General features: G+C 40.7%; 24 protein-coding genes and 1 tRNA gene. 2 read left to right on the top strand and 23 right to left on the bottom strand.

The window, feature by feature from the left end; translation table 11 throughout:
- Positions 1–316: 316 nt before the first annotated feature.
- The 22 genes from EJ103_RS05380 to EJ103_RS05275 all read right to left on the bottom strand — a co-directional run bounded on the left by EJ103_RS05380 (position 317) and on the right by EJ103_RS05275 (position 22911).
- Positions 317–529: a calmodulin-like protein gene (locus EJ103_RS05380; RefSeq protein WP_004585903.1), complete on the bottom strand. Its 213-nt coding sequence runs from the start codon at positions 527–529 to the stop codon at positions 317–319.
- Positions 530–1068: 539 nt separating this feature from the next.
- A complete protein-coding gene (locus tag EJ103_RS05375) occupies positions 1069–1284 on the bottom strand; it encodes a TIGR02450 family Trp-rich protein (protein ID WP_126006418.1) in 216 nt (71 codons plus the stop codon).
- Between the two features lie 101 nt (positions 1285–1385).
- Positions 1386–1736 carry a cupredoxin domain-containing protein gene (locus EJ103_RS05370; RefSeq protein WP_126006417.1) on the bottom strand — a complete coding sequence of 117 codons (351 nt, stop codon included), beginning with the start codon at positions 1734–1736 and terminating at the stop codon, positions 1386–1388.
- 10 nt (positions 1737–1746) lie between these two features.
- On the bottom strand, positions 1747–3990 hold the full coding sequence (locus tag EJ103_RS05365; protein WP_126006416.1) for a heavy metal translocating P-type ATPase: 2244 nt from the start codon (positions 3988–3990) through the stop codon (positions 1747–1749).
- Positions 3987–4424 carry a MerR family transcriptional regulator gene (locus EJ103_RS05360; RefSeq protein ID WP_024033781.1) on the bottom strand — a complete coding sequence of 146 codons (438 nt, stop codon included), beginning with the start codon at positions 4422–4424 and terminating at the stop codon, positions 3987–3989. Before EJ103_RS05360 ends, EJ103_RS05365 begins: the two co-directional genes overlap by 4 nt.
- 150 nt (positions 4425–4574) lie before the next feature.
- Positions 4575–5072 carry a DUF2059 domain-containing protein gene (locus EJ103_RS05355; RefSeq protein ID WP_054982209.1) on the bottom strand — a complete coding sequence of 166 codons (498 nt, stop codon included), beginning with the start codon at positions 5070–5072 and terminating at the stop codon, positions 4575–4577.
- 291 nt (positions 5073–5363) lie between these two features.
- Complete coding sequence (locus EJ103_RS05350; protein ID WP_004585897.1) at positions 5364–5696, bottom strand: Na+/H+ antiporter subunit G; 333 nt, start codon at positions 5694–5696, stop codon at positions 5364–5366.
- Positions 5697–5705: 9 nt separating this feature from the next.
- The gene (locus EJ103_RS05345) at positions 5706–5975 is read right to left on the bottom strand and encodes a K+/H+ antiporter subunit F (protein WP_004585896.1); all 270 of its coding nucleotides are present in this window, start codon (positions 5973–5975) and stop codon (positions 5706–5708) included.
- A complete protein-coding gene (locus tag EJ103_RS05340; RefSeq protein WP_029772199.1) occupies positions 5969–6505 on the bottom strand; it encodes a Na+/H+ antiporter subunit E in 537 nt (178 codons plus the stop codon). The genes EJ103_RS05345 and EJ103_RS05340 overlap by 7 nt, the downstream gene beginning before the upstream one ends.
- Positions 6505–8022 (bottom strand): monovalent cation/H+ antiporter subunit D, encoded by a 1518-nt coding sequence (locus EJ103_RS05335; protein ID WP_126006414.1) that lies wholly within the window; start codon positions 8020–8022, stop codon positions 6505–6507. The genes EJ103_RS05340 and EJ103_RS05335 overlap by 1 nt, the downstream gene beginning before the upstream one ends.
- Complete coding sequence (locus tag EJ103_RS05330; RefSeq protein WP_004585893.1) at positions 8019–8372, bottom strand: Na+/H+ antiporter subunit C; 354 nt, start codon at positions 8370–8372, stop codon at positions 8019–8021. The genes EJ103_RS05335 and EJ103_RS05330 overlap by 4 nt, the downstream gene beginning before the upstream one ends.
- Positions 8372–11164 carry a monovalent cation/H+ antiporter subunit A gene (locus EJ103_RS05325; RefSeq protein ID WP_126006412.1) on the bottom strand — a complete coding sequence of 931 codons (2793 nt, stop codon included), beginning with the start codon at positions 11162–11164 and terminating at the stop codon, positions 8372–8374. Before EJ103_RS05325 ends, EJ103_RS05330 begins: the two co-directional genes overlap by 1 nt.
- Positions 11165–11318: 154 nt before the next feature.
- The gene (locus EJ103_RS05320) at positions 11319–12452 is read right to left on the bottom strand and encodes a hypothetical protein (RefSeq protein WP_126006411.1); all 1134 of its coding nucleotides are present in this window, start codon (positions 12450–12452) and stop codon (positions 11319–11321) included.
- Positions 12436–13314, bottom strand: a complete 879-nt coding sequence (nlpI, locus tag EJ103_RS05315; protein WP_126006409.1) for a lipoprotein NlpI — start codon at positions 13312–13314, stop codon at positions 12436–12438. Before nlpI ends, EJ103_RS05320 begins: the two co-directional genes overlap by 17 nt.
- A gap of 140 nt (positions 13315–13454) precedes the next feature.
- Entirely contained in the window at positions 13455–15581 is a 2127-nt protein-coding gene (gene pnp, locus EJ103_RS05310) for a polyribonucleotide nucleotidyltransferase (RefSeq protein ID WP_089347171.1), read from the bottom strand.
- A 455-nt stretch (positions 15582–16036) separates the two neighbouring features.
- Positions 16037–16306 carry a 30S ribosomal protein S15 gene (gene rpsO, locus EJ103_RS05305; RefSeq protein WP_004585888.1) on the bottom strand — a complete coding sequence of 90 codons (270 nt, stop codon included), beginning with the start codon at positions 16304–16306 and terminating at the stop codon, positions 16037–16039.
- Positions 16307–16415: 109 nt separating this feature from the next.
- Positions 16416–17360 (bottom strand): tRNA pseudouridine(55) synthase TruB, encoded by a 945-nt coding sequence (gene truB, locus EJ103_RS05300; protein WP_126006408.1) that lies wholly within the window; start codon positions 17358–17360, stop codon positions 16416–16418.
- The gene (rbfA, locus tag EJ103_RS05295) at positions 17360–17767 is read right to left on the bottom strand and encodes a 30S ribosome-binding factor RbfA (RefSeq protein ID WP_089347169.1); all 408 of its coding nucleotides are present in this window, start codon (positions 17765–17767) and stop codon (positions 17360–17362) included. Before rbfA ends, truB begins: the two co-directional genes overlap by 1 nt.
- 109 nt (positions 17768–17876) lie before the next feature.
- Positions 17877–20534 carry a translation initiation factor IF-2 gene (infB, locus tag EJ103_RS05290; protein WP_089347168.1) on the bottom strand — a complete coding sequence of 886 codons (2658 nt, stop codon included), beginning with the start codon at positions 20532–20534 and terminating at the stop codon, positions 17877–17879.
- 25 nt (positions 20535–20559) lie between these two features.
- Positions 20560–22059: a transcription termination factor NusA gene (gene nusA, locus EJ103_RS05285; protein WP_089347167.1), complete on the bottom strand. Its 1500-nt coding sequence runs from the start codon at positions 22057–22059 to the stop codon at positions 20560–20562.
- Positions 22060–22097: 38 nt separating this feature from the next.
- The gene (gene rimP, locus EJ103_RS05280) at positions 22098–22553 is read right to left on the bottom strand and encodes a ribosome maturation factor RimP (protein WP_089347166.1); all 456 of its coding nucleotides are present in this window, start codon (positions 22551–22553) and stop codon (positions 22098–22100) included.
- A gap of 281 nt (positions 22554–22834) precedes the next feature.
- Positions 22835–22911 (bottom strand) — tRNA-Met (locus tag EJ103_RS05275).
- Positions 22912–23287: 376 nt separating this feature from the next.
- On the opposite strand from EJ103_RS05275, the gene EJ103_RS05270 reads away from it, so the two are divergent.
- Both EJ103_RS05270 and EJ103_RS05265 read left to right on the top strand, forming a co-directional pair.
- Positions 23288–23749: a globin gene (locus EJ103_RS05270; protein ID WP_126006407.1), complete on the top strand. Its 462-nt coding sequence runs from the start codon at positions 23288–23290 to the stop codon at positions 23747–23749.
- 189 nt (positions 23750–23938) lie between these two features.
- Positions 23939–25495: a cryptochrome/photolyase family protein gene (locus tag EJ103_RS05265; protein ID WP_126006406.1), complete on the top strand. Its 1557-nt coding sequence runs from the start codon at positions 23939–23941 to the stop codon at positions 25493–25495.
- Between the two features lie 54 nt (positions 25496–25549).
- Here EJ103_RS05265 and EJ103_RS05260 read toward each other — a convergent pair whose 3' ends face one another.
- On the bottom strand, positions 25550–25996 hold the full coding sequence (locus EJ103_RS05260) for an Hsp20 family protein (protein WP_089347163.1): 447 nt from the start codon (positions 25994–25996) through the stop codon (positions 25550–25552).
- Positions 25997–26198: the final 202 nt, after the last annotated feature.

Below are 26198 nucleotides of genomic sequence, written 5' to 3'. Positions count from 1 at the left end.
TGTCTTTGGCAACTCAGAATTATGCTTACACCACAGCGCATTAATCGTCTGCGCTTGTAAAACCTCTGCTTTAGAAAGTTTACCGTTTGTGTTGGTATGAAACTTTGCAAATGTGCCAGAAAATACCAGCGCGATTGCAAGCAAAGTTGGGTATCGCTTTTACATAACGATTCCTTCGCTATGCGTTTATAATAAAGTGCCCTGTGTATTACACTGTCCTTGTTATTCTTTATGGTAAGCTCCCTTGCCTACTTAGGTTGTCTTTGGCAACTCAGAATTAACGTGCCACTGGGCGTTAACTACTCAAAGCACTCACTTATGCTTTGTCGAACTCACTCTTAGATAGCTCGTTGTTTTTGTCAGTATCAAGTTTTGTAAACTGACTCATTAATTCAGCATCAGCAGATGCTTCTAACGGGCTTAATGTGCCACTGCCATCTTTATCGAGTGTGTCAAAATCTGTTACTGCAAAAGCCGCTGATGAAGAGGCTAAAGCCATTAATACCAATGTTGATTGTGCCTTTTTCATAATGAAAACCTTCATAGGGTTAGGGGAGTAGCCAATTGGCGTTACCCACGTTTTGCTTAATACAGCTTAGCTATTACAACTTCAGTGCCATGTTTTATTTTTACTTAATAAACAATGAGTTATATGATAAGCATATGAAAAAATTAAGTTTCGAGGGGTATTTTTGTCGCTTTTTAGCAACAGCTAGATGAGCCACTTAAAATAAACCATTAGAATCAACAGCTTATGATTTATAAAAAAGCCACACATGAGCTAAAAGCTAACTAAAAACATAATGTGGGGAAGTTTAAGAATAAACTAAAGCTGAACAGCTTAATTAAAATGATTAAACGTCATAAAATCTAAAACATAACCAATTGAAATATATTGATATTTAAAAAATATTTAGCGTTTATTTTTTAAAAGTATGGCAAGCCTGTAAAAAACAGGCATTTGTTGCCAAATGGCGAATCTAGTAAAAGGCAGAGATTAAAAAGGGAGCGCATTGCATTTTTTTGGGCATAACAAATTGGTGTTTTTAAAGTATAAAAACAATTTAACTACTTCCAGCCTTGACGCCATTTTTGTGTGTCTTTTAAATCTCGCCAACGTATTGAGTACTGATTTTTAGAAAATACCGACTCGGTAATGCATTCAATTACATGACCCTCTTCATCGTATTCTACTTCTACAATGATAAAGTGTTTTTCTTTGTTGATAGCTGGAGTGGCAGTCCACTTACTGTTTAGTAATTTTTTAGGGTTTAAGTTATTCATTAATTAATCTAGTGTGCTTAATTAACACTAATACGACATAACCCGTTGTTTAGCTCAACATAAAGTTAGACCGTATTAATGTTACTTCATCAACTCACTGGTTACTCAGCGATTAACTTACCTTTATACATTTTCATTTGGCAATGAAAGTCGTACTCACCTGCTTTAAGTGCAGGCAAAGTGATTTTATTATCTCCCATTGCAAGGCTTTCGCTTACATCAAGCTGCGGGAACACCATAGTTTCGGCGCACGGTGCACTGTCTTTTCTATCAAATGTAAGTGTTATTTTTTTATTCGCCGCCACCTTTATATGACTTGGTTGATAAACGCCGTTATCTACCACTATGGTTTGCGTATTATCATTACTGTGTATTTGCTTTGGCTTATAAAGCCAAAACCAATAAATAATGGCCACTATTAATACTGCACCAAGTAAATTTATCATTAACATTATCGACTCCTTAGCGCTTATTGGGTTTATAAAAACGTAAGCGATTAGCATTGGTGACTACTGTCAGTGATGAAAGCGCCATAGCTGCGCCCGCCACTACTGGGTTTAGTAGTACACCAATAAACGGATACAACACACCGGCTGCAATAGGAATGCCCGCAACATTATAAATAAAGGCACCAAACAAGTTTTGTTTAATGTTTTTAATTGTTGCGCTGCTAATGGCAATAGCATCGGCAAGGCCATGCAGTGAGCCACGCATTAAGGTAATATCGGCGCTTTCTATGGCTACATCTGTACCTGTGCCAATTGCAAAACCGACATCTACTTTAGCAAGCGCGGGGGCATCATTGATCCCATCACCCGTCATGCCTACAATCTCGCCTTGCTGTTGACGTTTAGTAACTTCGTTTACTTTATCCTCTGGCAACACTTCTGCGATAAAATCATCAATACCGACTTTTTTAGCCACAGCGTGTGCGGTCGCTTTATTATCGCCAGTGAGCATTACTAGATGAATACCTTCATTTTGCAGGCGCTTGATGGCCTGTATTGAGTCTTCTTTTAACGGGTCCGCCACCGCAATTAAGGCCATTAGTTGATTATTACAGGCAAAGTACATCGGGGTTTTTGCATCATTTGCAAAGGTGTGTGCTTGCTCTGTGGCGTTATCGACTGCAATCTCGTATTTATCCATAAGCGCTTTATTACCAAATAACAGTGTTTGCTCATTCACCGTTCCACTCACACCTTTACCGGTAATGGCATCAAAGTCGGTAACTTTACTCAAGGTTACGTTTTGCTTTTTAGCGTACTGTGTAATCGCCTCCGCAAGTGGGTGCTCAGAGCTACTCTCTAGGCTTGCAACTAATTGCATTATGTTATTTTCATCTGCGTTATTAAACGTTACAACATCTGTTACTTGTGGTGCACCTTGGGTGATGGTGCCGGTTTTATCTAAAATCATGGTAGTAATTTTAGAGGTCGTTTGCAGTGACTCGCCATTGCGAATTAATATACCAAACTCGGCGGCTTTACCTATTCCCACCATTACCGACATAGGCGTTGCTAAACCCAGCGCACACGGGCATGCAATAATTAGCACGGTGGTTAACGCTACCACTGCATAAGCAATTGAAGGGGCTGGGCCAAAATTCAACCATGCAAGGGCTGCTAGTATCGCAATTATCATTACTGTGGGCACAAAAATGCCCGATATAACATCGGCTAATCGCCCTATTGAAGGCTTAGAGTTTTGCGCGCGTTTTACCATATTAATAATATTGGCAAGGGTTGTTTCTTGCCCTATATGTGTGGCTTCAAATAGTAATGTACCACTTTTATTAATGCTGCCAGCAACCACTTTATCGCCAGCTTGCTTACTCACTGGCATAGGCTCACCCGTGAGCATAGATTCATCTAATCTGCTGCTACCTTCGAGCACATCACCATCTACCGGGATTTTTTCGCCTGGGCGTACCCTTACATGGTCGCCTTTTTGCACATCACTAATGTCTATATCTTGCTCTGCGCCATCGCGTATTACACGGGCTGTTTTTGCTTGTAAGCCAATTAAACGCTTAATAGCCTGCGAAGTACGTCCACGCGCTTTCACTTCAAAAGCCAAGCCTAAACTAATTAAACCAATTATCATTGAAGAAGCTTCAAAATAAACGTGCCTTGCAACCTCAGGTAGTAAGCTAGGCGCAAGTACAACAAACATTGAATATAACCACGCAGTGCCCGTTCCCAAAGCAATAAGCGTATCCATGTTAGCACCATGATTTTTAAATGACTGCCAAGCGCCTTTATAAAATTGCTTACCTGCTACAGCCATAACGACAAACGTGATAATACCGACCACACCCCATGCAATTCGCTGGTTAGTGGTTGTCACGCTCATATCAAAAATAAGCCCATAAATCATAAGCGGTACGCCCACACCTAAAGCCAGCATCATGTTGCGCATTAGCTTTTTGTAATGTGCCTCGTCTGACTTGGCTTTTTCATCAAGCGCATCTTGCTCTGATGTGTTATCCATAGGTTTTGCGCCATAACCTATATTTTCAACGGCGCTAATTAATGTGCTTTGCTGCGCGCTGCCCTCTACTCGTACCGTGCGATCTGCAAAGTTCATTTCGACATTGTTTGCGCCTTGCACACTATTGAGGGCTTTTTCTATTTTGGCTACACAACTGCCACAATTAGCACCTTCAATAATAAAGTTTTGCTCTGTTGTTTTACTGCTACTCATTGCACATCTCCGCTTTTATTTGGCTCAACAAGTGGGTCAACAAACGTCTCTATTAAGCTACACACATCACTTGCAACAGCGCCGTCTGCCGATGTTTCCCACTGTTTTAACGCCGCTTGCATACGCACTCGTAATTTAAGGGTTTCTTGAAACAAGGCTTCGGTTTCTTCTAAACGTTTTGCAATAATTTGCCGTGTAAGTGGGCATGGGCAATGCCCTTGTTCTGACTCGCCAATGATATGCTGTATATCTTTTAGGGAAAACCCGAGCTTTCGGGCGCTTATAATAAACTGTAAACGTTGGCGGTCTGCTTTTGTATATTGTTGATAACCATTACTTTGGCTACGTATGGGCGTTAAAAGGCCTATTCGTGTGTAATGACGAACTGTATCAGGCGTTACACCCATTAACTTCGCTAATTGCTTAACATACATAATTTAGCCCCCTTAGATTTTAGAGCTCAATTGTAAACCTATGTGTGACACACAGGTCAATAGAGGGGAGCATTAAAGCATAATTTAAATTTACTGGAGCTGATAAAATAAAAGCGCGCTAATGAGCGCGCTTAAAAAGAAGCAGAGAGATTAATTTTCTTGTTGGCGAGAGGCTTTTAGCTCTTCACTAAGCTCACCGGCTATTTGCTGAATTTTTGGCATTGCATCTTGCACTAAGCTTTGCGACATTTGCATAGACTCTTGCATTACTACAGGCATTTTTTGAAGAATTTTTTGCCCTGTTTCAGTTTTATAAAACGCCAACATGTCGGCAATTTCTTGCTCGTTAAAATGTTTATCGTAAACGTTAACCATCATCGGCTGCATTTTTTTCCAGCTCATTTCGGTTTTAAGTACGTTGGTCATATCTGCGTAGTATTTATCAAAAATAGCTTGCTCAGAGGGCTTAACACCCATTTGTGCAGACATGTTTTTCATCATGCCTTCAACTTGCCCGTACATAGAGTCAACCATAGCATCCATGTTCATCACGTTTATCAGCTCATCTATTTTTTGCTGCTTAGTTGCCTCGTCAGCCAATACGCTGCCAGAAAATATAAGTAACGAAAGTAATAGTGCCTTAGCCATTGTCATATCCTTAAATATAAAAAGTAAGACCATACTCACATGATTAATATCAATCCGCAATAATACTTACTCATTTTGCGGGGCTAAACGGGCCGTTACTTACGTTAAAAAATGCTCATTCAGAACAACTAAATAGCTAATTTTTTACTAAATTATCAACACGTTTTACCAGCCTCAGAATAAATCACTTAATTAAGCGAACGGGTATAAAATAGTTTGTAAATGTGTAAACCCATACTAAAAAGGCCAAATAAAACGTGTTTATTTGGCCTTTTTATCAGTGCACAGGGGCTAATCGTCTTCTACGTTATCGAGCCCTTTTGTGCCTTCTTTTGCTTTAAGCTTATGATGAATCGCTGATTTTATTAACATATACCCACTAATAGGGGCAGTAATTAATAAAAACACGGTAATTAAAATCTCTTTTACGCTTATGGTGTGCACCGACGTTGCAAAAAACACCATTGCAGCAATTAATATGCTGGCCATACCTAGTGTTGTTGCTTTAGTAGGGCCGTGTAAGCGCATGTAAAAATCAGGTAATTTAATTAAGCCCAGCGATCCTATTAAAATAAATAGCCCACCAAATAGTAGTAATATTGATACAACCCACTCGCTTATCATTTTAATATCCTATTCAATTAAGTCGCCGCGTAGTAAATACTTACATACTGCAACAGTACTTATAAAGCCAAGCATCGCGATTAATAACGCTGCTTCAAAGTACAAACCAGTGCCCATACTAATACTGTATAAAATAATTAACGCGATAACATTAATGTACATAGTATCTAGGGCTAAAACTCTATCAGGCACTGAGGGGCCAATAATTAATCGCCATAGGTTTAACAGTAACGATAAACCAATCATGGCAAATACAATAAGTAATACAGTATCTAACATTGAAATATCTCCTTTAGTGGAGCTTCGTAGCGCTGTTTAATTTGTTTAATAAGTGCCTCTTCATCTTTTAAATCAAGCACATGTATAAGTAAATAGCGCTGTTTAGGCTTTTCGCCTTCGTCTAGTGACTCAGGAATAGGATATACCTCGGCACTTACTGTACCAGGTGTAAGAGATACACAACTGGCAAGAATAGTAATGGGCATATCGTGTATTAAATCTATAGGCACTTTAACAAAAGCAGGACGTAACTTTTTAGCTGGACCAATGATTAATAAGGCTACCTGTAAATTAGCAACCACTATATCGTAAAGTACAATGAGTAATTGTTTTAGTGCCAAACCTGGTTTTAGTATTAAAGGTTGCGGATCACGTAATGAAACACTTAATAGCGGTATAAATATCGCAAAAAACGTAGCTAATACTATATGCCCTGCGGATACACTATTATTAAGCAACAACCAAATTAAAAATAAAAACAAACTACGAAACGGCGTTGGCAACCAACGATAACGGGCTTGTAACCTCATTACTCACCTCCCTTCATAACTGCATTAATGCCACCACTTATGTCATGCAATTGCGTAGCAGCACTAACCATGTATTCACTTATTGGTCCGCCAAAAACAACTAACAAAGGTGAGCACGCAAGTAACCCTACAATTATCATCACTTGTAATGGGTGAGCATTTTCGCCCTCGGCGCTTTCTGCTTTATTGCCTTTTCTTTCCCAAAACATACTTGTACCAGCACGAGAAAGTGCAACTAATAAAACAAAGCTAGCAATTAAATAGACAGGCCAAAATAGTAAGGCTTGCTCGCTATTTAAGGTTGTTTTGAGGATCCAAACTTTTCCAACAAATCCAGATAGCGGCGGCATACCTACTACGGTTAATGCAGCAATTACAAAGCATGCTCCCAATAAGTAAGGTTGGTTTACGGCTCGTCCGGCAACCAGTCTATCCCCTACTTTGCCCCTTTGTGTGGCAATTAAATCAGCTAATAAAAATAGAGCAGCGCTGACTAAGGTGGAGTGCACTAAATAATAAAGCAGTGCAGCTGTTGCAGTTACGTTTTGCAGTGCAATTAGAGCGACTAACGTGCCCACTGATACAACAACTAAATTTGCCGTTAACTTACGTAAATCTTGCGCAGCCATTACGCCAATTGCACCAACCACTATAGTAGCAATGGCTAAGCCCCATAACCATGATTGCGCCATATGCTCAAGCTCACCGGCTTGCTCACCAAAAATAACGGTATAAACGCGCAGCATGGCGTATACACCCACCTTGGTCATAATAGCAAATAAAGCGGCAACCACAGGCTTTGCACTGGCATAAGTATTAGGTAGCCACAAGTGCAAGGGGAGCAATGCGGCTTTTAAAGCAAATACAACTAACAGCAGTAAGCCGCCGGCCTTTGCCAAATAGACATCATCGCCCGTTAACAGGGCTACTTTTTGCGTCATATCAGCGATGTTTAATGTACCCAGTACGCCGTATAAAATACCTAAACCAATTAAAAATACGCTCGAGCCAACCAAATTTAATATGACGTATTGGAGCGCTGCACGGGTATTTTGTTTATCTCCGGCATGCATAAGTAGTGAGTATGAGGCAATCAACAACACCTCAAAAAATACAAATACATTAAATAAGTCACCCGTTAAAAATGCCCCATTAACGCCTAATATTAAAAAGTGAACTAATGGATGAAAAAAGTTTCCTTTTGCATCATCGCCGGCACAGCCATATAAAATGACTCCCATTCCTAAAAAGGATGTAAGTGCAACCAATAAAGTAGAAAGCATATCAGCAACAAGCACTATGCCAAAAGGAGCAGACCAATTACCAATAGCGTATACATTGATACCACTGTTATATATATGGATTAACAGCAATGCACTGACAACAAATGTGATCACCGCCATAATTGAAGAGGCAATGCGGCGAATACGTAAACTTTTACCACAGGGTGGTAAAAGCAATATTACCGCTGCCAACATAGGTAATAAAATAGGCAAAGAGGTTAAATGTTGAATCATTTTTGCTCCTTGCTATCGGCTGCGCTTTTGATGATTTGCCCATCAACATGATCGCTCCCTAAATCGGCTCTACCACGTATGGCCAAAATAACCACAAACGCAGTCATTGCAAACCCTATCACTATTGCAGTAAGTACTAGTGCTTGAGGTAAAGGGTCGGCATATTCAGCCCCTGTACCAAGCACAACCGCTTTATTTATGGTTAAGCGACCCGCAGAAAACAAAAATAAGTTAACGGCATAGGAAATCATAGTAAGGCCAAGCACTACCGGAAACGTACGGGCCCTTAGCAGTAAAAACACACCACAACTAACTAATACACCAACGCAAGATGCGTACAATAGCTCCATTAAATATTTACCTCTTTTTTCTGGGTATCTGCTGTCATGTTGCCAAGGCTTGCTAATATCATTAACGTGGCTCCCACCACTGTTAAATAAACGCCTAAATCAAACACAATTGCGCTTGCAAGTTCTGTTTTGCCAATAAATGGGATATCGAAATAATCAAACCACGTAGTTAAAAACGGCCGTTCAAAGAACCAGCTACCGACTCCAGTAAACAAGGCAATACCGATACCTGATGCAATAATTTTCCGGTAGTTGACTGCAAAGCGCTCGCTTATCCAAGCTGAGCCATGAGCCATATACTGCAATATAAAGGCAATTGATGTTACTAACCCTGCAATAAAGCCGCCGCCAGGTAAGTTATGACCACGTAAGAAAATATAAGCCGATACTAATAATGCAAGCGGTAATAAGCTATGCGAAATACTGGCAAGTAGTATAGGGTGGCGCTCGCGTGCCCATGGGCGCCCTTCACCATCACTTGCTGGCATGAACAATGGAATACGAGAAAGCACTTTAAATATACCCAACGCTGCAATACCCAATACGGTTATTTCGCCTAGGGTGTCAAAGCCCCTAAAATCAACCAAAATAACGTTTACTACATTGGTACCGCCACCTCCTGTTTTGGCATTGGCTATGAAAAAATCTGATATGGATTCGAGTGGGCGTGTAAGTAATGCATAACATATACTTGCCACCACAACACCTAATGTTGAGGCTATCCCTAAATCTCTGAGTACTCGTAACGAACTAGACTCTTTAGGCGTATGTTGTGGTAAGAAAAACAACGCCAACATTAATAAAATAACGGTTGCTACTTCTACCGTTAATTGCGTAAGCGCTAAGTCGGGCGCAGAAAAACGCGTAAACGCCACCGACACCATAAGTCCTACAATAGAAATCATTAGTAACGCAACTACGCGTGAGCGATGCCAAATAACGGTAGCAAAAGCACCTATAATCAGTAGGCCTGCACCTATTGCGTTATGCACATCAACCGGAATACGCGGCATACTGCCCGCTAATTGTTGCATTTCAAATAATGGCCAACCGGCACATAACAATACCACCGCCAGCATTACAAAAATGTAGCGTTGTAATGAGCCGTTTTCGATAGTGTTTACCCTGCTTTGGCACCAATTAATAACTTTAAGCACAATTAGCTCAAAGGTTTTTTTAGCATTAAGTGGCGGTAATGATGCTTGAAATTGAAATAGGTATTTACGATTTATATAAATAAACAAACCACCCACTACCGCCATGGCGCTCATTAATAGCGGTAAGTTAAAACCATGCCATATAGCCAGTTCGTACTCTGGTACCTTTTGACCAAGTACAGCCAAAGACGCAGCAGATAAAATGCCATCGACTGAAAAATGCGGGAACAAACCAACCAGCACACACAGCACAACCAATACTTCAATAGGGAGTCGCATGTAACGCGGAGCCTCATGCGGCTGGCGTGGTAAATCAATTGGTTCGCCATTAAAAAATACATCGTGAATAAAACGCGACGAATAAGCCACCGATAACGCCCCTGCAATAGTGGCTAACACCGGGATTAACCACGACATAGAGCCAAGCACTTGCTGATGTAAGGTTTCGGCAAAAAACATTTCTTTAGATAAAAAGCCGTTAAGCAATGACACACCCGCCATTGAAGCAGCCGCAACCATGGCAAGTGTGGCCGTATACGGTAAATACCGCCACATACCATTAAGCTTACGCATATCACGAGTGCCGGTTTCATGGTCAATTATACCTGCTGCCATAAATAGCGAGGCTTTAAACGTGGCATGATTAATAATATGGAATATTGCCGCCACAGTAGAGAGCTCAGTATCTAGGCCCAATAACAGGGTAATTAACCCTAAATGGCTAATGGTTGAGTACGCTAACAGGCCTTTTAAATCGTGTTTAAATAAGGCGATATAAGCGCCAAATAAAAGCGTTGTTAAACCGGTTAAACCAACCAGTAAAAACCAAGTATCTGTACCCGAAAGTACTGGGTGAAAACGCGCTAATAAAAATATACCTGCTTTTACCATAGTCGCAGAGTGTAAATACGCGCTAACAGGGGTTGGGGCTGCCATAGCGTGAGGTAGCCAAAAATGAAACGGAAACTGCGCCGATTTAGTAAATGCACCTAGCAAAACTAATACCAGTGCTGTTTCGTATAAATCATGTGATTGAACAATTGCCTTGCTAGCTAAAATTACATCTAGGTCGTAACTGCCAACTATATCGGCCACTAACATTAAACCTGCTAGCAATGCTAAGCCACCGGCACCGGTAACAGCTAGCGCCATGCGAGCGCCCTTTCGTGCTTCTGTTTTATGCCACCAATAGCTAATTAATAAAAACGAGCTAATGCTGGTCAGTTCCCAAAACAGCCAAAGCTGAATAACATTGTTAGACATAACAATGCCCAGCATTGCGGTCATAAACAGCAATAAGTAACTATACAGCTTAGCTAAGGAGTCGTTTTTACTCAGATAATAACGTGCGTAGGTAATTACCAGTATGCCTATGCCTAAAATCATAAACATAAACAGTAAGCTCAAGCCATCAAGACGAAATGATAAGTCCAGTCCAACAGCGGGGATCCACGTTACAACATAACGAATCGTTTCACCTGCCAAAATAGCGGGGGTGTGGTATAGCGTAATACCTAATGCTGCTAAAGGGGCAAGTACAGTGACAGCTGCAGCTTGCGTACGGGATAGTTTGCCGGTGCATGAAGAAATAACACTGCCAATTAAGGATAACAAAGGTATCCAGAGCAAAGTCATAATGTAGGGCCTTTTATAATCATAAGTTTATCCTTACGTTTTATACATCACGAAAAGATGCTTTTACTGTCTGTTTTTAAACGACATTAATACGTACAGTTATACTTATAAACGGCCATTTTGTCTATAGATAGCAAGCCTAATCGATTTAAATTTAATCAAGCTGAGCGGTTTTAGCAGCATTGATTTGATCAACCCACAAAGCCCTGTACCGCTTTGATAAACCGAGTTGTTGATACTGCATAATTGACCATTGCTTAGCTGGCTTATATGCCACGCCGCCTTGCTGGCAACTTAAGCTTTTGTACCATCCATTTGGCGCAGCCTCACCTTGCGAAATATATAAATTTGGGGCCACGTATCCTTGGCGTTTACACAACCAACGCTGTTTAGAAATAGGTAGCGTATATTCATCTTCAAAACCACTAAAGTGCATTAGCTCATGCAAAAATACATTATAGTTTGCTTGGGTACTTAGCTGCATTTTTTTACCTGTTACATTGGCGCTGCCGCTCGTACCCATAATTACAGTGTAGTCATAGCCGTTAGTAGACTGCGCTTTTAAGTGCGCGTTTTGCCATAGGCAATTAGACATGCCCGAGGTGGTAGCGCAGTCAATTGCGCCCCCAGCGTAAACCGGTTTACTTAAACAATACGCCCCGCTTTGCGGCTCAGGTTTTTTATTATACTGCGCGGCAAAACTTGATAACTTAAACAAGGCTTCTCTATTTACACCCAATAGCAGCACATTGTAACTACAGCTATTATTAATCGGCGGGCGTGTATTTAACGCTGCAAAACCAAGCTGATGTAAAAAGGAAGGCGAAACTTGCTCATAGTCACTCCCTTTGTGCAGCGCTAAATGGTTAAATGCTGCGCCTTTAGGCAGTAAGTTTTGAGCTAACAATAGTTGAAGGTCATTCCAGCGCTCTTGCTTTAAAAGAGCATGCGCGAGTTGTTGGCGCTTGTTATGCCCAATATGCTCAATACTTTGTAACCAAAATAACTTTGCTTGCTCGTTTTTGCTTGCATTAATCAGCTTTAAAGAATAATTGTACTGAGCTGATGGGATATTTTTACGCGCTAAAAAGCCTAAGGTCAGCTCGGGAAGATGTGCAATATTATTTGAAAAGTAGCGGGGAAATTGCCAATAACTTTGCAGCGGATTAGCCTGAGCGTGAAGTACATGCCAAAAGCTAATGCTGCTTAACTGGTTGCTAGAGCCTGCAATAAGCAGGCTAATTAGCAAACCAACTAGCGTGCTTAAACGTTTAGCTTGCGTCAACACCAGCCATCAGCTCAAGCTCTAAGCGCGCATATTTATATTCAATAAATTCGTGCACATTTGTGGCTAGTGCCAGTCTAAAGTAATCAGCTGCTAAAAATTGCTCACCTGCTGCTTGGTGCATTTTTGCTAGATAAAAATATGCCTCACATAAACGCTGTGCGTATTCTTGCTCAGATTTAACGCCATCGCTTATCCCAGATAAAAACGTATGTTCGCTCATATCACCGGTATAAAGCGAAATCAGCTGATACGCCCACTGCGACTCATCAAGTGCCGCTGCATTAGTTTTAAGTGATTCAAGTGCTTGTGCTTTATCTTCTTGTGATTGAGCAAGGTAGAGCCATAAAACGCGGTAAGGGTCGTTTGGTGAGCGCGCTAAAAACTCGTCAAAATCGCTTTGCGCAAGCCCTGCTCTTTCACCATAATATAAAGCAATACCACGGTTTAAATAAGCATACTCATGCTCTTCGTTAAGCTCTAAGGCTGAGTCAAAAAACTCATAGGCTTTTTCGTATTGCTGCATAAGCGTATGTTGAATACCCAAAAAATTATACACTTCGGCTAAATCAGGCTTTAATTTTATCGCGCGATTAAAATCTATTCTCGATAACGTGGTCATGCCTAAGCTATCAAATAATACCCCACGGTCGTAATAAAGCTTAGCTTGTTGCTCGGTGCTTAAATCGGCTCTGTTTAATAACTCAGAATAACGAGCTATGGCAATTTCACTTCTAAAGTCTGAGGCAAGTGGTGCTGTAAAAGGCACATTCACTATCGGCGTAGGCTTTGATTCGGTCGTTGTTTGGCAAGCGCTTAAAGACAAAATAGCAAAAGATGCCAAAGCTAAATGTTTGAGTATCATTAAAATCCTTAATACCAAGATATATCGCAATAAAAATAAGACAGACCTTGTCTAATAAGGTTTCATTAAAGCATAAAAAAAGGGGCTAAACAGCCCCTTTTTTATTATCCCGCTAATATAGCCGGGTTAAAGTTTTGCAATTATGCGTCTTTTGACTCATCAGCAGCTGGTGCAGCTGAATCCATTGCTTCTTTAATGCTTAGACGTACACGGCCTTGGCGGTCTACTTCTAGTACTTTAACTTTAACTTCTTGACCTTCGCTTAGGTGGTCAGTCACGTTGTTAACACGTTCTGTGCTGATTTGTGAGATATGCACTAAGCCATCTTTACCAGGAAGAATGTTTACAAACGCACCAAAGTCAACAATACGTACAACTTTACCAGTGTAGATAGTACCTACTTCAAGTTCTGCTGTTAATTGCTCAATACGTGTAATTGCGTTTTGTGCGCTTTCACCGTCTGTTGCAGCAATTTTAATTGTACCGTCGTCTTCAATTTCAATAGTAGTGCCTGTTTCTTCAGTAAGTTGACGAATTGTAGCGCCACCTTTACCGATAACTTCAGCGATCTTCTTAGCAGGAATTTGCATAGTGTAGATACGCGGAGCAAACATTGATAATTCTTCAGAAGGTGCAGAAATCGCTTCATCCATTACACCTAAAATGTGTAAACGTGCAGCTTTTGCTTGTTTAAGCGCAATTTGCATGATTTCTTGCGTGATACCTTCAATCTTGATATCCATTTGTAGTGCAGTGATACCGTTTGAAGTACCTGCTACTTTAAAGTCCATGTCACCTAAGTGATCTTCATCACCTAAGATATCTGAAAGCACTACGAATTTTTCGTCTTCTTTAACTAAGCCCATCGCGATACCCGCAACAGATGCTTTAATTGGTACACCTGCGTTCATAAGCGCTAGTGACGTACCACATACAGAAGCCATTGAAGAAGAACCATTTGATTCTGTAATTTCAGAAACAACACGGATTGAGTAAGGGAACTCAGTAAGTGTAGGCATTACAGCAGAAATGCCACGCTTAGCTAGGTTACCGTGACCGATTTCGCGACGCTTAGGAGAACCTACAAAACCAGTTTCACCCACACAGAATGGAGGGAAGTTGTAGTTAAGCATAAAGTGGTTTTTGTGTGTGCCAGTTAAATCATCGATTAACTGTGAATCACGTTCTGTACCAAGTGTAGCTGTAACTAGTGCTTGAGTTTCACCACGTGTAAAGATAGCAGAACCGTGAGTACGCGGTAATACGCCAGTCATTACGTCAAGAGCACGGATCATATCTGGTTCACGACCATCGATACGTTTTTCGCCTGCAGCAATGCGGCCACGTACAATTTTCTTCTCAAGTGAACCGAATACTTTACCCACTTCTTGCTTATCAAGCGTTTCGCCTTCAGCAAGTTCGCCTGTTAGTGCTTCGATTACTGCATCTTTAGCTACGCCAAGTGCTTCTTTACGCGCTACTTTATCAGTAATGCGGTAAGCTTCGCCTACTTTATCTGATGCAAGTGATGCTACTTTTTCTTCAAGAGAAACGTTTTTCTCAGGTGCAGTCCAATCCCATGTAGGCTTGCCTGCTTCTGCTTTAAATTCGTTAATTGCTGTAATGATAGCTTGAGATTGCTCATGGCCATATACAACAGCACCAAGCATTACGTCTTCTGCAAGTACGTCAGCTTCTGACTCAACCATTAATACTGCGTTATCAGTACCAGCTACTACTAAATCAAGTTGGCTTTCTTCAAGCTCTTTTAGCGTCGGGTTAAGTACGTACTCACCGTTGATGTAACCAACGCGAGATGCGCCAATTGGACCACTAAACGGGATACCAGAGATAGCAAGTGCAGCTGAAGTACCAATCATCGCAACCATATCTGGTTGGATTTCAGGGTTAACAGAAACAACTGTAGCAATAACTTGTACTTCGTTTACGAAGCCATTTGGGAAAAGTGGACGAATTGGACGGTCAATAAGACGTGCAATTAGTGTTTCGCCATCGTTAGGACGACCTTCACGCTTTAAGAAACCACCTGGGATACGACCAGCAGCGTACATACGCTCTTGGTAGTTAACTGTTAGTGGGAAGAAGTCTTGACCTGGCTGAGCTTCACGCTTACCAACAACAGTAACAAGTACTGAAGTGTCGCCAATGCTTGCTAATACTGCGCCGTCTGCTTGACGTGCGATAGCACCTGTTTCTAGGGTTACTGTGTGTTGACCTAGTTGAAATTCTTTAATAATTGCTTGCACTTAAAATATTCCTTAAATGTTTTTATATTTCATTAAGTAAGTGTCATTAAAAGGGCCAATTACAGTACATAATTGTATTCAGTTGGAAATCAATTAAGTACTACAATTGGCAAAATTTTTAATGACTGCAGATAACCTATTTATCTACGCGCATAGTATATACCAAAGCGACGTAAAATTGCGAGTCTACCCCAAGATAAAAGTAATCGCTTTTATCTCATTATTTATCAATTACTTTATATAAAACGGTTTATAGCAATTCGCTTAATTAAGGCAGGTTTTTTAAGGAGAGATATTCGTGCTGGTAAAACGCTAAAGTTCTTTGTTTTGTTAAACGAATGAGTATTTTAAAACATCGTAAAGCCAGCTGGTAAAGCTATTATGGATGATTTTAAATTACAAAATTTAGGCACAAAAAAAGGAGCTATAAAGCTCCTTTTCTCGTAATCAAGTTCTTAGCGACGTAGGCCAAGCTCTTGGATTAACGCAGTATAACGCGAGATATCTTTACCTTTAAGGTAATCAAGCAATTTACGGCGAGTACTTACTTTACGAAGCAGACCACGACGTGAGTGGAAGTCATGCTTGTGGTCAGCAAAGTGACCTTGAAGCTTGTTGATATCAAAAGTAAGTAAAGCTACTTGTACTTCAGGTGAACCAGTGTCGCCTTCAGCACGTGCAAATTTAGCAATGATATCGATTTTTTCTTGATTGCTTAGTGACATAATAACTCCAAAAGTTAAATTTAATAGGTGCTTTAGCCGATCACTAATTCAGCCAAAACGATTAAGCGGGCGTATTCTATCAACTATGAGAATAACTACAAGTTAAAGTTTACTCTGGAAGCTGATTAGACAAGCCACGCTTTGATTTTAAATGTCCATCGGGGTTGCGCTCACCGGTGCCAATAAACACACCATCAGCAAGTACTTTAATTGCCCCTTCAGGTAAAGTGGTGCCTAACACCACAGCTTGGCCATGACTAAACGCAACACCCTGCTCTTTGGTTATTTCAACCACAGGTAAATCTACCAAGGCGCTATCCATTGGTAATAGCAACTCATCTAGGTAAGTAGATGGTGCAACATCCTCTTCTTTAGCTTTCGCTAGTAGAGCCTCAAGCTGTTCAAGAGAGACCATTTTATCTGCAGGATAATGCCCAACCGCTGAGCGGTGCAGCATAATTACATGTGCGCCACAGCCTAGGTTTTCGCCTAAATCATCAACAATGGTACGAATATACGTGCCCTTTGATACATGCGCGGTCATTTGTACTTCGTTGTTTTGCTCATCAAACTCATCTAGCGTTAAGCTAAACACGTTGATTTTTCGGCATTTACGCGGTACTTCAATACCTTCTCGTGCGTACTTGTACAAAGGTTTACCCTCATACTTAAGCGCTGAATACATTGATGGATACTGATCTGATACACCTAAAAAGGCTGCAATTTCGCTTTTTAGTTGCTCAATAGTGACATTAACATCTTTGGTGCTAACAATTTCGCCGTCAGAGTCTGATGTTGTTGTACGCTCGCCTAATTTAGCACGCACTACGTAGGTTTTATCAGTGTCGAGCAAAAATTGAGTAAACTTAGTCGCCTCACCAAAACAAATAGGCAGCATGCCTGTTGCTAGTGGGTCTAGCGCACCGGTATGCCCTGCTTTTTGCGCAAAGTAAATACCTTTAGCTTGCTGTAGGGCTTTGTTCGATGAAATGCCTTGAGGTTTGTTTAACAACAAAATACCATCAATCGGACGGCCTTTACTGCGTCTTGCCATTAGTCTTTAGTGCCTTCTTCGCTATCTGTTTCGTCGTTTACATGCTTAGCGTTATCTTCGCGAATAACCGAATCTACTAAGTTAGAGATACGCATCCCTTCCATTAGCGAGTTATCTACAACAAATTTAAGCTCTGGCATGATACGCGCACGAATACGCTTACCTAGCAGCGAGCGAATATAACCGGTTGCTTCATTTAGTATTTTTGCGCTTTCTTTTGCTTTGTTTTCATCTTCGGTATTGAACACCGTGATGAACACTTTTGCGTAAGATAAATCGCGCGATACTTCTACCGCAGACACTGTCACCATGCCTAAGCGCGGATCTTTAATTTCGCGTTGTAAAATAACAGCAATTTCTTTTTGAATTTGCTGAGCAACACGATCAGTGCGAGAAAATTCTCTCATGATTGTTTTCCTAAAATCATAACCTATTGAATTAAATTAATAAGTTAATTAAGTAATGGATACAGAAATGGGGGCAAAGCCCCCATTTACAATCTTAGCTTACAAGCAATTAAAGTGTACGTTGTACTTCAACTGTCTCGAATACTTCGATTTGGTCACCAACGCGAACGTCGTTGTAGTTCTTAACGCCGATACCACATTCCATGCCATTACGAACGTCTTGAACGTCATCTTTAAAGCGACGTAGTGACTCAAGCTCACCTTCGTAAATAACCACGTTGTCACGTAGAACACGAATAGGCGCGCTGCGCTTAATGGTACCTTCAGTAACCATACAACCAGCAATTGCGCCAATTTTTGGTGACTTAAATACGTCACGTACTTCTGCAAGGCCGATAATCTCTTGCTTAAACTCAGGAGCAAGCATACCAGACATGGCTTGCTTAACTTCTTCGATTAATGCGTAGATTACGCTGTAGTAACGAAGGTCTAAGTTTTCAGTATCAATCACTTTACGTGCAGATGCATCAGCACGCACGTTAAAGCCAACTACGATTGCATTTGATGCAGCAGCTAGTGTTGCGTCGGTTTCGGTGATACCACCTACGCCAGAGCCAACAATCTTCACTTTTACTTCATCAGTAGAAAGCTTAGTTAATGAGTCTGAAATTGCTTCGATTGAACCTTGTACGTCTGCTTTAAGTACCACGTTAACTTCAGATACATCGCCTTCAGCCATGTTAGTAAACATGTTTTCAAGCTTCGCTTTTTGCTGACGAGCAAGTTTAACGTCGCGGAATTTACCTTGACGGTATAAAGCAACTTCACGCGCTTTACGCTCATCTTTAACAACAGTCGCTTCATCACCTGCAGCCGGAATACCCGATAGACCTAAAATCTCTACTGGAATAGAAGGACCAGCCGATTTAATGTCTTTACCGTTTTCGTCTTTCATTGCACGAACACGGCCGTATTCAAGACCACACAGTACGATATCACCTTGGTTAAGGGTACCAGATTGAACTAGGATAGATGCAACCGGACCACGACCTTTATCAAGACGAGATTCAATTACAACACCTGCTGCCATGCCTTCTGAAGGAGCGCGAAGCTCTAAAAGCTCAGATTGCATAAGAACAGCTTCTAGTAGGTCATCAATACCTAAGCCTGTTTTAGCTGAGATATGAACATATTGCGTATCGCCGCCCCAATCTTCTGGGATTACGTCTAGCTGAGCTAGCTCGTTTTTAACGCGATCTGGATCTGCGCCTTCTTTATCCATTTTGTTTACAGCAATGATTAAAGGAACGCCAGCTGCGCGAGCATGCTGTACCGCTTCTTTAGTTTGTGGCATTACACCATCATCTGCTGCAACCACTAGGATTACGATATCTGTTGCTTTAGCACCACGAGCACGCATTGATGTAAACGCGGCGTGACCTGGAGTATCTAAGAAGGTGATCATGTTGCCGTTAGTTTCAACGTGGTATGCACCTATGTGCTGTGTAATACCACCGGCTTCGCCTGATGCAACTTTAGCTGAACGAATGTAATCAAGCGTTGACGTTTTACCGTGGTCAACGTGACCCATTACAGTAACTACTGGCGCACGCGGCTCAGATTGACCATCTTCATGACGGTCATTTAGTACTGTTTGCTCTAATTCGTTTTCTTTAACGATGATAACTTTGTGACCCATTTCTTCAGCTACAAGTTGTGCTGTTTCTTGGTCAATCACTTGGTTAATGGTAACCATGTCACCCATTTTCATCATTGTTTTAACAACTTCAGCGCCTTTAACAGCCATGCGCGATGCAAGCTCAGCTACTGTAATTGTTTCGCTAATGCGTACTTCATTTTTGACATCAGCCGTTGGCTTTTGGAAACCATGCTGTAGTGAAGTCGGTGCTTTTAGCTTGCCTTTACGGCCTTTAGCGCCTGCAAATTTATCTTTTGCTGGGGCTTTTTTCTTTTTCTTCGCACGGCGTGAACCTTGCTCATCACGCGCATCAGCAACATCTTCTGCTTCACGTGCGTAAGTAGAAGTCGTAAGGTGGTGATCCGCTGTTTCTTCGCGTTTCTTACGTTCTTCTTCTTCTTTCTTCCAGCGTGCTGAATTCTCTTCAGCTAGCTTTCTTGCCTCTTCTGCTTGACGTTTCGCTTCTTCTTCAGCTTTCTTCAATGCGGCCTCTTCTGCTTCTTTCTGCAGACGCTCAGCTTCGATGCGATCTTTCTCAGACTTAGCACTTTGCTCTGGGGTCATCTGCTGTTGTTTAGCTTTACGCTCAGCATCTGCTTTGCGTTTAGCTTCCTCTTTGGCTTTACGATCAGCGTCTTCTTTTGCTTTACGCTCTGCCTCTTGTTTCGCTTTTAATTCAGCGGCTTCTTGTGCAGCTTTTTGCTGCTCTTCGATACGCGCTTGTTCTTCAGCGGCTAGACGTTGCTGTTCTTGTTCTTGCTCCATTGCGCTTTTCTTCACGTAAGTACGTGTTTTGCGAACTTCAACTTGAACAGCTTTTGCTTTACCTGTAGAGCCTGTAACACTTAATGTGCTTTTGCTCTTACGTTGTAAAGTCATACGTGCTGGGCCATCTGAACCAGTACCACCATGCGATTTGCTTAAGTGATCAAGTAACTGCGCTTTTTCAGCTTCTGTTACGTTGTCACCCGCTTTTTTAGTGATACCCGCTTGTGAAAATTGCTGTAGCAATTTATCAACAGTTGTACCTATATCGCCGGCTAGTTTTTCAACATTTACTTCTGCCATAGTGTGTAATACCTCCGTTAATAAATTACTCGTCTGCGAACCAACAAATATTACGTGCAGCCATAATTAACTCACCTGCTTGTTCAGGCGAAAGCTCTGTAATATCTACTAATTCATCAATACCTTGCTCAGCTAAGTCTTCAAGTGTTACTACACCTTTGCTTGCCATAACAAATGCTAGATGACGTTCTAAACCGTCAAGCGCAAGTAAGTCTTCAGCTGGCTCTACGCCTTCTAAGCTTTCTTCCGTTTTAAGTGCTTTCGTTGTTAGTGCATCTTTTGCACGTGAACGTAACACATCAACAGTTTCTTCATCTAAGCCGTCGATTTCTAAAAACTCTGAAGCAGGTACATACGCTACTTCTTCAAGTGTTGAGAAACCTTCGTTGATAAGTAATGATGCAAATTCATCATCAATATCTAAGTTTTCAGTAAATAAGTTAATTAACTTATCTGACTCAGCTTCATTTTTAGCGCGCATGTCATCAACAGTCATTACATTTAGTTCCCAACCAGTTAACTGGCTTGCTAAACGAACATTTTGACCATTACGACCGATTGCTTGTGCTAGGTTATCGGCTTCTACCGCGATATCCATTGAGTGAGTGTCTTCATCCATTACGATTGAAGCCACTTCTGCTGGTGCCATTGCGTTAATAACAAACTGCGCTGGGTTGTCATCGTAAAGTACGATATCAACACGCTCACCACCAAGTTCTGATGATACAGCTTGTACACGTGCACCACGCATACCTACACATGCGCCTACTGGGTCAATGCGCTTGTCGTTAGATTTAACGGCAATTTTAGCGCGAGAACCAGGATCACGTGCTGCGGCACGAAGCTCAATCATTTCTTCGCCAATTTCTGGCACCTCAATGCGGAATAATTCCATCAGCATTTCTGGTTTAGAACGCGTTACGAATAACTGAGCGCCACGCGCTTCTGGCTTAACTTCGTAAAGAAGACCACGGATACGATCGCCTGGGCGGAAGTTTTCGCGTGGCAGCATGTCGTCACGGTAAATAACCGCTTCTGCGTTGTTACCTAAATCAAGTACGATTGCGTCACGAGTGGCTTTTTTAACCACACCAGTTACTAACTCGCCTTCTTGATCTTTGTATGCTTCTACCACTAGCGCACGCTCAGCTTCACGTACTTTTTGTACGATAACTTGCTTAGCCATTTGTGTAGTTATGCGGTCAAATTTGATAGATTCAATCTGTTCTTCAACATAATCACCCATTTGCAAATCAGGTTCTTCAACTTGAGCTGCTTCTAGCGTAATTTCGCTGTATGGGTTTTCTAATGAACCATCTTCTTGAACTTCTGCAATCTGCCAACGACGGAATGTATCGTAATCACCAGTTTTACGGTCGATTGATACACGTACTTCAATTTCGCCATCGTGTTTTTTCTTTGTCGCTGTCGCTAGAGCGAACTCTAGAGCTTCAAAAATCTTTTCTTTTGGAACCGCTTTCTCATTGGAAACGGCTTCAGCAACCAATAATATCTCTTTTGCCATGGGTAATGCCTCGCTTGCCCTATTCCTTCGCACTCGAATTAAAACTTTGCGATGATGTTCGCACGCTCGATATTGCTAAGCATGATTAAGTGCTCTTCGCCATCGCTTTTAAGTGTGATCATATCACTGCTAACTGCTACTAAGTCGCCTTTAAAATTACGGCGACCGTCTTGTGGAAGCTTAGTACGCACACGTACTTCCTCTCCTTGCGCCTTCTCGTAGTGATCTTGTTTGAATAATGGACGATCAACACCAGGAGACGATACTTCCAAATCATATTCGTTTGTAATTGGGTCTTCGACATCTAAAATCGCACTTACTTGGCGACTCGCATCCGCACAATTATCTACTGATATTCCGTCCTCATGGTCAATGTAGACCCTTAAGGTAGAATGGCGACCTGCTTGTACAAACTCAAGACCATGTAATTCAAAGCCTAACATTTCTACCGCAGGCGTAAGCATGGTTAATAAATCTTGCTCAAGTTTTGTCACGAAAATCCTCCATACAAACAAAAAAAGGGCTTATAGCCCTAAAATACTGAGTTTAAGTTTTGATTTAATGACAAAGCCATAAATCAATGGTGCAGATACAACAACGCCCCGAACCAAGCGGGGCGTCACACCAATAAAGCATAAAACTGTGTGGCCTCAGGCCAAGCTTGGCTGCGGGTCATAGTACTGACCAAATTAAACTACATTAGCTTAAACGCAAAACGCGCATTACTTAGAATGCGCGATACAGAATTAGTAAGGTTTATACCTACTATAAAGATTGGTTGCGGGAGCCGGATTTGAACCGACGACCTTCGGGTTATGAGCCCGACGAGCTACCAGGCTGCTCCATCCCGCGCCAATAGATATTAAACCTAAAATTCAATATCGCTGTTAGCTGTTAATTAACCGCTAAACAATGGCGGCTATTATAAGGATGTACGGGGTAATTAGCAACCATAATAACGAATAAGTTTGATAAAACCGCCGATCCTACGTTTTAAGCTTAGCCTGTATGTATTATGATTATGGCGGCTTTAAAAATAAAAATTTACCCTCATAAAAGCTACGTAAAATAAAGCATATTAATTAACTAAATATTTAAAATTCATAAAACTGATACATTTTTATGCTTTTTACGTTTAGATTACGTGCGATATTTGAGCTAAGCACTATAATAAAGGCTCACCGATGTGGATAAAAATAAAAATTATAAATACTTAATGAGATAGCAAATGAATACTTATCAGCCACAATTAATTAAAAGCTTGAACGCAATCAAGCCTAACTTCCATGCTTTTACAGCACGGTTTCATGGCAAGCTTGAAGCATCTGCCATTACAATGCAGTACCCAAGTGCAGCTTACTTTAATGAGAAAAGCTACATTTTGTACTGTGTTTTAGAGCGTATTGTAAGGCATTTAGATAACCCGTCTTCTGTTGCCCCTTTTTTGACGCACCACTTACAGTATTTAAAAAAAATGAATGCAACTGCCAAAGACATTACAATATTGTGTGATGCTTTTTATGACACGCTAAGTGAACATTTAGGACGTTTATTTACTTCGCAAACTCAATCGGCATGGCAACAAGCACTTAGATACTTTGAAAGCTTTGCTAATACTGCATTATTTAAAAAATCTAACGTGGTATCGCTTGAGCAAAAAATTAGTGAGCTTCGTAGTAATAAACTATAACTGGAAAGCTAAAAGCTTAGTTGTTTACAAAAACAGTTAAGCTTTTAGCATTCTTCTCCCCCATACCCCCTAACCCGCATGCAATTCAATATCATCGCTTGCTTAGCAACGCTTTTATTACTTGATAATGAAAATAGACATAAGATCGCTATATTAAATACTTACGTATGATTCAAATTTAGGTTTGTTATGGCTAACTTCAAAGTATTGCGTCTTATTCTAGGCGACCAACTTAACGCGTCACATTCTTGGTTTAAAGAAAAAGACCCTGACACACTTTATTTAATCGCAGAACTGAAACAAGAAACACACTACGTTAAGCACCACGTTCAAAAATTGTGCGCTTTTTTTTATGCCATGGAGCGATTTGCTGTTGCATTAAAAACTGCAAATTATAATGTGCTTCATCTTAGCTTAGATGAAACCTGCCAAGATAAAACATTACCAGATTTGTTAACGCGTATTGCCAATACTCACAACTGCAAAGAAATACACTACCAATACCCTGACGAATACAGGCTTAAAAAACAATTATCTGATTTTAAAAAAAGTAGTACATTTGAAGTGACTTCCTTTGATACAGAACATTTTATGTTGCCGTTTGAGCGTATTACAGAACGTTTTGAAAAAAATAAGCATGTCACTATGGAGCACTTTTATCGCTCTATGCGTAAGCAATACAACATACTGATGGACGGCGATAAACCACACGGTGGAAAATGGAACTATGACACTAATAATAGAAATAAATTTAAAAAAGCTGATATTGCAGCCATTCCGCAACCTAAGCTCTTTAATAATGATGTAAGTTCTATTTTATCTCGGCTTAAAAAACACAATATAAGCTACTTTGGTGAGCTAGAAAATAACCAAGTACCTTGGCCACTTACACGTAAACAAGCACAAAGTTGCCTTGCTTATTTTTGCGAGCATTTACTTAAACATTTTGGTCAGTTTCAAGATGCTATGACTGACCAAGTAAACAATAACGCAAGTCTGTACCATAGCCGTTTGTCGTTTGCGCTAAATGCTAAGTTAATTCACCCTCTGTATGTTATTGAATGTGTGATGCGGGAATTTAATGCCAATAAAGACACGATTTCTATTTCTCAAGTAGAGGGTTTTATTAGGCAAATACTTGGCTGGCGGGAATACGTGCGCTGCGTATATTGGATAAACATGCCTGAATACGCAGATAAAAACCAATTAAATGCCACACAGACCCTCCCCACTTACTTTTGGGATGGAAATGTAAAAATGAATTGCCTAAGCCATGCATTAACGCAAAGCTTAGAAACAGCGTATGCCCATCATATTCAGCGATTAATGATTATTGGTAATTTTTGCTTACTTACAGGTATACACCCTGATGAGGTAGATAGTTGGTATTTAGGAGTTTACATTGATGCAATTGAATGGGTTGAAATGCCAAATACACGTGGCATGAGCCAATTCGCAGATGATGCAATTATAGCTACTAAACCCTATGCAGCCAGCGGAAATTACATTAATAAAATGAGCGACTATTGTAAAAAGTGCCAATACGACGTAAAACAAAAAGTAGGTGAAAAAGCATGCCCATATAATAGCTTATACTGGCAATTTATGAATAAGCACCGCTCTTTACTCGAGAAAAACCCGCGCATAGGCATGGTTTACAAAAACTGGGACAAACAAGATGAACAACTCAAAGAGCAAACACTAGCACAAGCCAAGCACTATTTAACAAATTTAAATAAGTTATAAAAATTAAAAAACCGCCTCATTGAGGCGGCTATATCCAGGGAAATTTAACGGTTATTATTTACCTTCGAGTAGGTTACCACCGCCAATTTCTATTTTACGTGGTTTGAGTGCTTCTGGAATTTCGCGTTCTAAGTCAATGCTTAGTAAACCATTAGCGAGATCTGCACCCAATACTTTTACGTGATCCCCAAGTTGGAATTTGCGCTCAAAGTTACGCTCTGCAATGCCTTGATGAATAAATTTTCGCTCAGCGTTTTCATCTTTATTTGCTTTAGTGCCCGCAACTTTTAACGTGTTGTTCTCTGACTCAATAGTCAGCTCTGTTTCACTAAAACCAGCTACAGCCATAGTGATTCGGTATTTGTCTTTATCTAGTGCTTCGATGTTATATGGAGGAAAGCTAGGCTGCTTGTCTGTGCGAGCCGCGGCATCCATTAAAGATGCTAAATGATCGAAACCAATAAATGAACGATAAAGTGGTGATAAGTCTACAGTACGCATAATAATATCCTCATATTTAAGCGATATAATGTTGTAACTTTTCGTTTGAACAAGCACAACATAATTAAATTAATAATATAAATTTCAATTACTTCTGTTTATTTTGGGACCCATCAGGCGTCCTCACTAAACTATTTATGGGCAGTAAAATTGTTTTCAAGTAAATAAAGTAAAAAATTTTTAAAATAATAAAAAAAGGCAC

It is taken from the genome of Pseudoalteromonas sp. Xi13, from assembly GCF_003952205.1.
In the GTDB taxonomy this organism is placed as follows: domain Bacteria; phylum Pseudomonadota; class Gammaproteobacteria; order Enterobacterales; family Alteromonadaceae; genus Pseudoalteromonas; species Pseudoalteromonas atlantica.
This window is presented reverse-complemented; position numbering and strand designations above follow the sequence as displayed.